This is a genomic window from Chamaesiphon polymorphus CCALA 037 (genome assembly GCF_003003845.1).
Lineage (GTDB): Bacteria > Cyanobacteriota > Cyanobacteriia > Cyanobacteriales > Chamaesiphonaceae > Chamaesiphon > Chamaesiphon polymorphus.
Map to the genome: position 1 here is coordinate 1 of NZ_PVWO01000169.1, position 10,799 is coordinate 10,799.

Genomic DNA, 10,799 nt, shown 5'->3' on the forward strand with positions numbered 1-10,799 from the left:
AGTTAACCGCGCAAGGAGTTTTAGTTATTATGCCACCAGTAGGCGCAGAAAGCGGTAATTATGAGTCAGAATTGGGGGGTCAATTATTTGTCTGGAACTATCGAACTAGACTAGGTAAGACTTTTAGTTCTTCAACGGTGTTTACTTTACCCAATGGTAGTAAAAAATCTCCCGATGCAGCTTGGGTAGAACTCTCGCGATGGGAAGCGGTGAGTCGAGAAGAACGGAAAAAATTTGCCCAGCTAGTTCCAGATTTTGTCATTGAATTGCGCTCTGAAACAGACAGATTACCCCCGCTGCAAGCAAAAATGGCAGAATATCGAGATAATGGGGTGCGGTTGGGTTGGCTGATAAATCCTCAAGATCGTCAGGTGGAAATCTACGGATTCGAGCGCGAAATTCAAGTGCTATCTGCACCGATGACTTTGAGTGGTGAGGATGTGTTGCCTGGATTTATACTAGATTTGAGTCCGATTTGGGCATAGGCGATCGAATAAATAAAGGTAGGGATAATTTATGAATTACTTCTACCTTTATTGTGAGTCAATCCTACTAAGATATATAGAGTAGGCTTTACCTCTGCAACGCGATCGAGATTGCTCGATTATCAATGATGGGAAAAAATATCTTCGTACTGTAATAAATCGAGAGAAACCAGCGTCGGCAACACTTTAAAACAATCCTGTGCCAATTCCCAGCGATCTTCGCGTTGCAATTTAGCAGTCAATTTTTGACGCATACTAATCAAATACCTGACATCATTAGCCGCATAGCGGAGTTGTTCGTCCGAAAGATTTTCGGCATCTCCCCAATCCGAAGATTGAGCAGATTTGTCGAGTTCGACACCTTCGAGTTGAGCGACTAATTCCTTCAAACCGTGACGGTTTGAGTAGGTGCGAATCAGCTTACTCGCAATCTTGGTGCAGAAAATCGGCTGAGTTTCAATCCCCAAACGATGGCGTAATTGTGCCACATCGAATCTGGCAAAGTGAAAAACTTTAGTAACAGTGGTAGATTGCATCACCTGTTGTAAATTTGGTGCGGCGGTTTGTCCTTTGGCAATCCGAATTACCGTCAGGGCACCAGGCGAGAATAATTGCACCAAACATAGCCTGTCGCGGAGATAGTTCAGTCCCATCGTCTCGGTATCGACAGCGATCGATTCTGCCTGAAGATATTTAGCAGTTAAAGTATCATCTAAATCTCGATCGCAAATTTGAAAGTCTTCCATATGGACAGGATGGGAAAAGGAAACCACCTACATAATAGAGGATCGATCGCTAGTCAGCATCCTTGACATAAAATGCTTTGCGAATAAAAATCTGCGTGAAGTAATATTCACCTTTGGCACCTCTAGCCACGCCAATACCCGTTAAGTCGAACTGGCCAGTCATATTTTTTTTGTGTCCGGGACTTTCGATCCAACCTTGGACGGCAACGAGATCTGGCTGTCCGTAGCCCATATTGTAGGCGACATTTTCTGCGGCATTGCGATAGACGATCGTCTTGGCAACCGATGCCACGCGCTCGTTAAAACCATCGTGGCTCATATTACCCGATCGAGCCATCTGCTCGCTGTGTGCTTTGGCTTGAGCGGAGATGTCGGGGTCGGCAACTAATGGCGGTAAATTGCGAGACTGACGATACTTATTAACCAGATTATAGGTAGCTAATTCGATACTGTTCATCACAGGGGCGGGGGTAGATTTACGAGCGCGCTCGGCCTGAGGTTCTGCTAGTTCGGAGCTATATTCTTGTGCGGAATCTGCATCATTTGGTACACTAATGCTAACATCTGCGTGGGCTGTTGACGCGGCTATACCTATGACGGCCAATAAGGCGCAAAAAGTGCCTAAAAAATGATATTTCATCTCAAGTTAATAAATTTTGGATACGTTCTAGATGCCACCGAGATCGAAATACAGCCAATTGGCTAAGTCTAAGATGGCATCTTGGATTTATATCCACTGCGATCGCGATCGGATCGGGATGTAATCTGCAAACAGGTAAAATTTGACAATCTCGACCGACTATTGGCTAGAATAGTAACTACGATCGATCCAAACTATCGCTATGACATCCTATTCCGCTGCTTCTGCTCGCGCTGAAATGAGTGAACTGCGTCGGCTCAAAAGTTTACTCCCACCAGAACTCCAAAGCTGGGTGACGGTAGAAACTACCGTCGAGGTCAATCCCCCCCTAATTCGCAGTGAAGAATTAGGTAAAGATCAAGTAGAAATTCAAATCGATCTGGTTAAGTGGGAACGTTTGGCTCTCGATCAACGAAATCTGTTATTTTGGCATGAAGTCGCCCGCGTCCAGAATGACACCATCTCTCGCGATGGCTGGGAAATGGCAGCACTAGCGATCGGTTTAGGCGGTGCTGTCGGCGAACTCTGGGTGCAAGATGGTCTATTATTAATCCTAGCTCTAGGACTTTGTGGCGTATCTGGATATCGTTTGTACGCCCGTAACAATAGCGATCGTCATCTCAAAGAAGCGATCGAGGCTGATGAAAAAGCAATCGCCTTAGCTACTCGCTTCGGATATACGCTCCCTAATGCCTACAAGAGTCTGGGAAGTGCCCTCAAAACGATCGCCGACGATACTCCCAAAAAGAGCAAACGCAAGCACTACGAATCCCGCCTCGACGCACTCAAACGCAGTGCTACCAAAGCTAAAGAGAAATCCGATCGCGCTCGTAATTCTACTCGCACTCGTTCTCTAGCTGACGAACGCGAAAATCGCGAAAGCTACAGATAAATTCAACAACATGATTAGGGCGCACGATCGATTGCTGTTGCCCATAACATCCCTGTATCGCCTCGATCGCAGGTATTTAATTTGCTGTCCATCGGTTATCTCGTTGGGTAGCTTTTTTCGTTGTCATTACCTTTGTAAATTTTTGATTCGATCTAAGTTTCCCTAATCGATCGAGATTTTGTGATGAATGTTGTAGTTTTATCTTAGTCGCTGGGTACCCTACATGATATCGTCGTGAAGATTGAGAGCTGTTTGGTATGTCATGGGCTTATCCTGTTTTTAGCATTTGTCAAAAAAATGATTCATGGTTGTGGGCAGCTTGGGAAGATAAGATAAAAGCCTATGATTTTATGGAGAAGTCATTCAAAGTAATTGAATTCGATTGTCTGTTTTGGTCTTTCGCACGATCGGAAAATGATGCCTTACTCTCAGCTCGAAAATTGTTAGGAAAGTCTGCACAAAGAGTAGACAACGACTTTGCCATCTCCGTAGCTCAAACTTTATACGATCGACCAAAATCCGATAAGAGTCAGCCAAAGACTTCATCTAAACCAGATATCGCTCCACAATCTGAACCTACCGAATCTAAGCCGCTAGATTTACTCGAATCTTTGACAGGGTTGGCTGGTGTAAAATCAACAGTCAAAGAACTAGTCAATATTGCCAAAGTCACTCAAATGCAGGCACAAATTGGGATGAAAGTTCCCGCACTGACACGACATTTAGTATTTACAGGCAATCCAGGTACGGGTAAAACAACAGTAGCCAGAATTATCGGTGATATCTATCGAGATCTGGGAATATTATCTCAGGGTCAATTTATAGAAGTCGATCGGGGTAGCCTCGTTGCATCGTATGTGGGGCAAACTGCACCTAAAACCACGCAAGTAATCGAATCAGCGTTAGGTGGAGTTTTATTTATCGACGAAGCTTATGCACTCGTCCCAGAGGGTAGAGAAGATCCGTTTGGACAAGAGGCGATTAATACACTCTTAAAATTGATGGAAGACCATCGTGATAATTTAGTAGTTATCGTAGCAGGCTATCAGGATGAGATGTCGAGATTTATTAATGCTAATCCTGGTTTAAAATCCCGATTCTCTCGATCGATCCATTTTGAAGATTATTCGTCTGTAGAGTTAACAGAAATTTTCAAACTTTTATGTAATAAAAATAGCTACTCTATCGATGATGCAATCTTGACTACTTTTACAGAGCTAGTGGCTGAATTTACAGATCGGATCGGCGAATTAGGTAATGGTCGATTCGTGCGAAATATCTTCGATCGATGTATTGCCAACCAATGCAATCGTCTAGCCGTTATGGTCAAACCATCTCCTGAAGATTTAAAAACATTTTTGGGTGCAGATATTCCCACTCGATCGCAATTAATCCAGTATTTAACTTAGAATTCACGAGTTATATTCATCATTGTTCGTGCTTCCAGACCCCCGACTTCTCGAAGAAGTCGGGGTCTATCATTACAAATTACATAAAAAATAGCTACCTCCTGACGAAGATAGCTATTAATAGTAAGGGTTTTCCCCCTCTAAAAATTATTGAAAGTTAGAGCTTAGTAATCGCCGTAGTCACCAGCACCCATCGGGCCACCAGCAGGTGCGCCGTCTTTTGGTTCTGGTTTATCGACGATGATGCACTCAGTCGTGAGAATCATAGCGGCGATCGAAGCGGCATTTTGCAGAGCCGAACGAGTTACTTTCGCAGGATCGACGATCCCAGCTTCAAACATGTCTACGAACTCGTTAGTTGCAGCATTGTAGCCAACGTCGAAGGATTTTTCTTTAACGCGCTCGGCGATAATAGCACCATTTTGACCAGCGTTTTCAGCAATCCGTTTGAGCGGAGCGGAGAGCGCGCGAGTCACGATTAGCGCACCAGTTAGCTCCTCATCTTTGAGGTTAGCAGTAGCCCAAGTTTCGAGTTCGGGAGATAGGTGAGCCAAGATGGTACCACCACCGGGAACGATACCTTCTTCAACTGCGGCTTTAGTGGCGTTAATCGCATCTTCGAGACGTAATTTGCGATCTTTCATTTCGGTTTCGGTAGCAGCACCAACTTTGATGACGGCAACACCACCAGCTAATTTAGCCAAACGCTCTTGGAGCTTCTCTTTGTCATAGGAAGAATCGCTTTCTTCCATTTGACGACGGATTTGCTCGCAACGCGATTTAACAGTCGCTTCATTGCCTTCCGCAACGATCGTGGTGCTATCTTTGGTGATGGTAATCCGACGTGCTTGACCGAGGGATTCTAGTTTAGTCGCATCTAGTTTCAAACCAGCATCTTCAGTTACTAATTGACCGCCAGTTAAGACAGCGATATCTTCGAGCATCGCTTTACGACGATCGCCAAAACCAGGAGCTTTAACTGCGGCAACGTTTAAGACACCACGCAGACGGTTGACTACCAAAGTAGCTAAAGCTTCTTTCTCAATGTCTTCAGCTAAAATCAGCAAGGGACGACCGGAACGAGCGACTTGTTCGAGGATCGGAACTAAATCCTGTACCAAGTTGATTTTTTTGTCGGTAATCAGGATATAAGGCTGTTCGAGGACTGCTTCCATCCGCTCCATATCTGTAGCGAAGTACGGCGAGATGTAGCCTTTGTCAAAGCGCATCCCTTCAGTAATTTCTAGTTCGGTAGTCATCGACTTACCTTCTTCTAGAGAGATCACGCCTTCTTTACCGACTTTATCCATTGCGTTAGCAATCATTTCGCCGACTTCGTTGTCGTTACCAGCCGAGATCGAAGCTACTTGAGCGATCGCTTTGGAGTCTTCTACAGGTTTGGAATGAGCTGCGATTTTCTCAACGAGGAAACCAGTTGCTTTGTCGATACCGCGTTTGAGAGCGATCGCATTAGCACCAGCAGCCACGTTACGCAGACCTTCTTTGACGATCGCGTGAGCGAGGACGGTTGCAGTGGTAGTACCATCGCCAGCCGCATCGTTAGTTTTAGATGCCGCTTGACGAATCAAGGCTACACCAGTATTTTCGACGTTATCTTCGAGTTCGATTTCTTTAGCAATGGTCACACCATCGTTAACGATTTGGGGTGCGCCAAATTTCTTCTCTAAGACCACGTTCCGACCTTTAGGGCCGAGGGTAACTGCTACCGCTTCAGCCAAAATGTCCATCCCACGTTCCAACGCGCGACGAGCATTTTCGTTGTATATAATTCGCTTTGCCATAATCTTTAAATTTAGAAGTGTAGAGGGTTATGTGTTAGTGACCAGCGACCAATTTTGGGCGTAGTGGATCGAAAATAGATTGTTGCTGAAATTGAAGCAGCTCAAAAATCGTCTAGCTCGACAATCCGTAATCCGCAATCCGCAATCCACAATCCACAATCCACAATCCGCATGACACTGGTTAGCCGACTACTGCTAAGATGTCTTTCTCAGATAACAGGACATATTCGTCGCCGCCGAGCTTCACGTCGGTACCAGCGTATTTGGAATACAGAACTTTATCGCCGATTTTGATTTCAGGCTCTTGACGAGTACCATCGTCGTTGCGTTTGCCAGGGCCAACTTGGACGACTTCGCCAATTTGGGGCTTTTCTTTAGCTGTGTCGGGAAGAAGGATACCACCAGCGGTTTTTTCTTCAGATGCGCTGACTTTTACAAAAACGCGATCGGCCAAAGGCTTAACGGTGGATACGGTTAACGATACTGATGCCATAATTATTATGAGTATTTAGCACTCTCAACTGCTGAGTGCTAATTTAGCCGAATGTGGTATGGCATGGCAAGCAAGGTTAGGGTACGGGTTACCGCACGATCTGGGCTGAGTAACAAAATCGATCGCCCCGCGAAATCGATTCACCATGCACGATCGCGCAATTGTCTTGGTTATAAGCGGTATGTCGATACACAATTAATGGATGTCCCAAAGTTACTTCTAACTGTGCGCTAGTTTCGTAATCTGCCTGAGTACAAGAAATCGTCGCATCGATCTTGTCAATTTCAATGCCATGCCGCTCTAAGGTGGTAAATGTCATGTGCTGCCGCAACTCAGATTCATAAGCCGCGCCCAACTTTGGCAGAATGTAGGTAACATCTACACAGCCAGGAATCCCGTTAAATAACAATATCTTCTTCTGGAGATAGACGATCGAACATTTCAAGATCGCCGCCACTTCACTCGGCACCGCCACCGCCTCAAATACCAATGTTTGAATGCCAACTTTCACACCCTGACGATCGAGATCTGCTTCCAAAAACACCATCGGATTAGATAGCGAGTAAGTGACTTTTTGTTGAGTAGCCACAAATACCCCTTTCCCCCTTTTAACCGTAACTAAACCCTGTTGAGTCAGATTAGAAATCGCCCGCCTAGCCGTAATCCGACTCACTGCAAACTCAGCCATCAATTGATGCTCGCTCGGCAATCGATCGCCCGATCGATAACCACCACTGAGGATTCGATCTCGCAATTGCTCGGAAATTGTCAAATGTAAGGGTAAAATCATTCGATTTTGGATTTCGGATTTCAGATCGGTAACCTTGAATACAGCCTCCCGATCGCTCTAAAATTAAACTTGTTATAACAAGTTGAGCGATAAATCACAATGGATCTGTTTGTCTCCGAGTCAGCCCCGATCGACTCATCCCTAGATTGTCCCACCCTCAGTGCCGACACACTCAAACAACTCAACACTCGATCGACAGCCCAAGGCACCCTTAGATTAGCATTACACCTGCTAATACTCCTCAGTAGCGGCTACCTTTGGAGCACCAATATCGGAGAGCATTGGCCGATCGCCCTCCCAGCTCTAGTAATCTATGGCTTCAGCTTGGCAGCCATGTTTGCCCCCGTTCACGAATGCTCTCATCGCACCGTATTTGCCAATAATACCCTCAACGATGCCGTAGGCTGGATTGCTGGCGTCCTCTCGTTCTATAACATTACCTTCTTCCGCCGCTATCATAAATGGCACCATCGCTATACTCAAGACCCCGACAAAGACCCAGAAATGAGCGATCCGAAACTCCAAACTTGGGGTGATTATTTACTCGCGATGAGCGGTTTACCCTGGTGGTGGGGCAAACTCACAACTCACTTTCGGGTAGCGATGGGGCAATTAGACAGCTATCCATTTATCCCCGAAACCGCACGGGAAGAAGTAATTCGATCGACCAGATGGCAGCTTGGCGTATATGCGATCGCAATCGGCATTTCGATTATTTTCGGGCAACCTTGGTTTATTACTTACTGGCTATTACCGCTATTTATCGGTCAACCCATACTCAGATTTATTCTGCTGGCAGAACATACCGGATGTAGTGGCGATCGCAATCCATATACCAACACTCGATCGACCCTCACCCTCTTACCAGTGCGATTGTTGATGTGGAATATGCCTTTCCACGCCGAACATCATCTCTATCCGTCGATTCCGTTTTATCAACTCCCGATCGCCCATCAACAGTTGAAAGCGCATTTTAGCCATGTCGAGCCTGGATATATCCACGTCAATCGCGCGATCGTTGCTGGCTTAAATTCTGCGGTATGAGCGAGATTTTTACGATCGATAACTTTGAATTTCAGTGCGGTAAATGCTTGTCAGAAGTCCAAATTATCTATCAAACTTATGGCGATTTAAATGCCGATCGATCGAATGCGATCCTCTATCCCACTTCTTACGGGGCACAGCATTCAGATATAGAATGGCTCATCAGTGCGGACGGAATTTTAGATCCGACGCAGTGGTTTATTATCATCCCGAATATGTTTGGTAATGGACTATCGACTTCTCCAAGTAATAGCGATTGTGGATTAGTAGAATCGGGCTTTTGGTTTACACATTTCGATAACGTCCGCGCTCAAGAAAAGTTATTAACAGAGGTATTGAAGATCGATCGATTGGCTCTAATTTATGGCTGGTCGATGGGCGCGCAACAAGCTTACCACTGGGGCGCACTCTATCCCGATCGAGTGCAAAGAATCGCCGCCCTGTGCGGAACTGCACGGACGACGGATCATAACCGGATTTTCTTGCAGAGCTTGCGGAGTGCCCTGACAGCCGATCCAGCTTGGACGGGGACTGGATTCGATCGATTACCCGAACGCGGATTGCATACCTTCGCCCGAATTTATGCAAGTTGGGCAGCCTCGCAGGAATTTTACCGCGAGGGGCTTTATTACAGCCTCGGCTACTCCTCCCTTGAAGACTATTTAGTCCGAGCCTGGGAAGCCAGCTATCGCCAACGCGATCCGCATAATCTAATTGCCATGCTCGATACTTGGCTCCATTGCGATCTCAGCGATAATTCTGTCTATCAAGGTGACTATCGATCGACTTTATCTGCGATCCGTGCCAAAACATACGTGATGCCCAGTACCACAGATTTATATTTCACCCCCGCAGATTGTGCCGCAGAAGCCGCGTTAATTACCAATGCCGAGTATCGCCCCATTCGATCGATTTGGGGGCACCGAGCGGGCAATCCATACCAAAATCCTGAAGATGCCGATTGGATTCGATCGCAGATTCACACTTTGCTTGAGGGAATAGGGGATAGGGGATAGGGAATAGGGGTAGATGGGTGGATGGAGATCCGCAATCCAAAATCCAAAATCCAAAATCCAAAATCCAAAATCCAGATAACGAAACTTGCAGGAGATATCATGCCAACACTGTCTCAAATCGCCCAAGAGCGCGAGATTCGCTACTTTTTGATATCATTTACCGACTTATTTGGCGTCCAGAGATCGAAATTAGTACCTGCTGCTAGTATCGATCGAATGGCGGCTGATGGTGCGGGTTTTGCGGGTTTTGCGGCTTGGTTGGATCTGACTCCTGCCGATCCAGATATTTTGGCCGTACCCGACCCCCAGAGCCTAATTCAATTGCCTTGGCAGCCAGATGTTGCTTGGCTGGCGGCAGATTTGCACGATATTCAGAGCGAACCACTAGCTCAATCTCCGCGCGTAGTATTAAAGCGGGTGGTGCAGCAAGCGGCAGAACTGGGCTATCGAGTCAAAACAGGGGTAGAATGCGAGTACTTTTTACTGAGTACCGATAGTACGCAGATTGCCGATGGACGAGATCGTCAAAGCAAGCCTTGTTACGACCAACAATCGTTGATGCGGCGTTATGACGTGATTCGGGAAATTTGCGATGCGATGCTGTCTTTAGGCTGGGGAGCCTATCAGAACGACCACGAAGACGGTAACGGCCAGTTTGAAATGAATTGGATGTATGCGGATGCTCTAATTACAGCCGATCGACATGCTTTCTTTAAATATATGGTCAAATCGATCGCCGAACGGCACGGACTTCGCGCGACATTTATGCCCAAACCGTTTGCCGAGCTGACTGGGAATGGTTGCCATACCCACATTTCGGTCTGGGATACCGCCGACACCGAGAATCTGTTTGCCGATCCGCAGGGAGAATTGGGACTATCTCAACTCGGCTATCAATTCATCGCAGGCGTGTTAAATTCGGTGGAGGCACTATGTGCGATCGCCAATCCCACCGTCAACTCTTACAAACGCATCAATGCCCCCGTGACGGCTTCTGGTGCCACTTGGTCGCCCAATACCGCCAGTTACAGCGGCAACAATCGCACCCATACAATCCGCATTCCCGATATCGGCAGGTTTGAATTTCGCTTGCCAGACGGCGCGGCAAACCCCTATCTATTACCTGCGGCACTAATGGCCGCCGGACTCGATGGCATCGCCAATAAAAGCGATCCGGGAGTGCGCCAAGATAATAATAGTTACACTCATCCCCCCATCGGGTTAGTCAAAACTTTACCAGGAAATCTATTAGACGCCCTCCGCTGCCTCAAAGCCAGCGACGTACTCACCCACTCCCTCGGCGAACCCTTCGTCACCGCATATCTCAATCTCAAACATCAAGAATGGCAACGAGCTAACGCCAACGTCACCCCCTGGGAACTAGAAACCACTTTGGATTGTTAGTAGTCTAAACACATCCACCAATTACCGATCGGGATCTAATAAGGATTGACAGGATGAGGTTTTCGGTACCATTTACCC

The 10,799-nt window shown here is 46.5% G+C and carries 11 protein-coding genes; 6 read left to right on the plus strand and 5 right to left on the minus strand.

The features are described from left to right. On the plus strand, positions 1-485 hold a 485-nt coding region (locus tag C7B77_RS14150; RefSeq protein WP_106305794.1), incomplete at its 5' end, for a Uma2 family endonuclease. Positions 486-607: 122 nt separating this feature from the next. Here C7B77_RS14150 and C7B77_RS14155 read toward each other — a convergent pair. Both C7B77_RS14155 and C7B77_RS14160 read right to left on the minus strand, forming a co-directional pair. Beyond that, positions 608-1,231, minus strand: a complete 624-nt coding sequence (locus C7B77_RS14155; RefSeq protein WP_106305797.1) for a ribonuclease D — start codon at positions 1,229-1,231, stop codon at positions 608-610. Between the two features lie 49 nt (positions 1,232-1,280). Next, positions 1,281-1,871 carry a CAP domain-containing protein gene (locus tag C7B77_RS14160; protein ID WP_245894196.1) on the minus strand — a complete coding sequence of 197 codons (591 nt, stop codon included), beginning with the start codon at positions 1,869-1,871 and terminating at the stop codon, positions 1,281-1,283. 202 nt (positions 1,872-2,073) lie between these two features. Here C7B77_RS14160 and C7B77_RS14165 point away from each other — a divergent pair, with 202 nt between their 5' ends. Both C7B77_RS14165 and C7B77_RS14170 read left to right on the plus strand, forming a co-directional pair. Continuing rightward, positions 2,074-2,763: a DUF3318 domain-containing protein gene (locus C7B77_RS14165; RefSeq protein ID WP_106305800.1), complete on the plus strand. Its 690-nt coding sequence runs from the start codon at positions 2,074-2,076 to the stop codon at positions 2,761-2,763. A 257-nt stretch (positions 2,764-3,020) separates the two neighbouring features. After that, positions 3,021-4,172 carry an AAA family ATPase gene (locus C7B77_RS14170; protein WP_106305803.1) on the plus strand — a complete coding sequence of 384 codons (1,152 nt, stop codon included), beginning with the start codon at positions 3,021-3,023 and terminating at the stop codon, positions 4,170-4,172. Positions 4,173-4,336: 164 nt separating this feature from the next. Here the strand turns inward: C7B77_RS14170 and groL are convergent, their stop codons facing one another. The 3 genes from groL to C7B77_RS14185 all read right to left on the minus strand — a co-directional run bounded on the left by groL (position 4,337) and on the right by C7B77_RS14185 (position 7,257). Further along, positions 4,337-5,974 (minus strand): chaperonin GroEL, encoded by a 1,638-nt coding sequence (gene groL, locus C7B77_RS14175; RefSeq protein ID WP_106305806.1) that lies wholly within the window; start codon positions 5,972-5,974, stop codon positions 4,337-4,339. 181 nt (positions 5,975-6,155) lie between these two features. Continuing rightward, positions 6,156-6,467: a co-chaperone GroES gene (gene groES / locus C7B77_RS14180; protein WP_015157756.1), complete on the minus strand. Its 312-nt coding sequence runs from the start codon at positions 6,465-6,467 to the stop codon at positions 6,156-6,158. Between the two features lie 88 nt (positions 6,468-6,555). Next, entirely contained in the window at positions 6,556-7,257 is a 702-nt protein-coding gene (locus C7B77_RS14185) for a GntR family transcriptional regulator (RefSeq protein WP_106305809.1), read from the minus strand. Between the two features lie 99 nt (positions 7,258-7,356). Between C7B77_RS14185 and C7B77_RS14190 the strand changes: the two genes are divergently transcribed. From C7B77_RS14190 to glnT, 3 genes are all read left to right on the plus strand, one after another. Then, positions 7,357-8,301, plus strand: coding sequence for a fatty acid desaturase family protein (locus tag C7B77_RS14190; RefSeq protein ID WP_106305812.1), 945 nt, complete (start codon positions 7,357-7,359; stop codon positions 8,299-8,301). Further along, a complete protein-coding gene (locus C7B77_RS14195; protein ID WP_106305815.1) occupies positions 8,298-9,317 on the plus strand; it encodes an alpha/beta fold hydrolase in 1,020 nt (339 codons plus the stop codon). The genes C7B77_RS14190 and C7B77_RS14195 overlap by 4 nt, the downstream gene beginning before the upstream one ends. A gap of 99 nt (positions 9,318-9,416) precedes the next feature. Continuing rightward, positions 9,417-10,721, plus strand: coding sequence for a type III glutamate--ammonia ligase (gene glnT / locus C7B77_RS14200; RefSeq protein ID WP_106305821.1), 1,305 nt, complete (start codon positions 9,417-9,419; stop codon positions 10,719-10,721). The last annotated feature ends 78 nt before the right edge of the window (positions 10,722-10,799 follow it).

Coding starts and splice junctions, on each gene's coding strand:
- C7B77_RS14190 (WP_106305812.1), top strand. CDS start 7,357: ATGGATCTGTTTGTCTCCGAGTCAGCCCCGATCGACTCATCCCTAGAT.
- C7B77_RS14165 (WP_106305800.1), top strand. CDS start 2,074: ATGACATCCTATTCCGCTGCTTCTGCTCGCGCTGAAATGAGTGAACTG.
- C7B77_RS14170 (WP_106305803.1), top strand. CDS start 3,021: ATGTCATGGGCTTATCCTGTTTTTAGCATTTGTCAAAAAAATGATTCA.
- C7B77_RS14185 (WP_106305809.1), bottom strand. CDS start 7,257: ATGATTTTACCCTTACATTTGACAATTTCCGAGCAATTGCGAGATCGA.
- groES (WP_015157756.1), bottom strand. CDS start 6,467: ATGGCATCAGTATCGTTAACCGTATCCACCGTTAAGCCTTTGGCCGAT.
- glnT (WP_106305821.1), top strand. CDS start 9,417: ATGCCAACACTGTCTCAAATCGCCCAAGAGCGCGAGATTCGCTACTTT.
- C7B77_RS14195 (WP_106305815.1), top strand. CDS start 8,298: ATGAGCGAGATTTTTACGATCGATAACTTTGAATTTCAGTGCGGTAAA.
- C7B77_RS14160 (WP_245894196.1), bottom strand. CDS start 1,871: ATGAAATATCATTTTTTAGGCACTTTTTGCGCCTTATTGGCCGTCATA.
- groL (WP_106305806.1), bottom strand. CDS start 5,974: ATGGCAAAGCGAATTATATACAACGAAAATGCTCGTCGCGCGTTGGAA.
- C7B77_RS14155 (WP_106305797.1), bottom strand. CDS start 1,231: ATGGAAGACTTTCAAATTTGCGATCGAGATTTAGATGATACTTTAACT.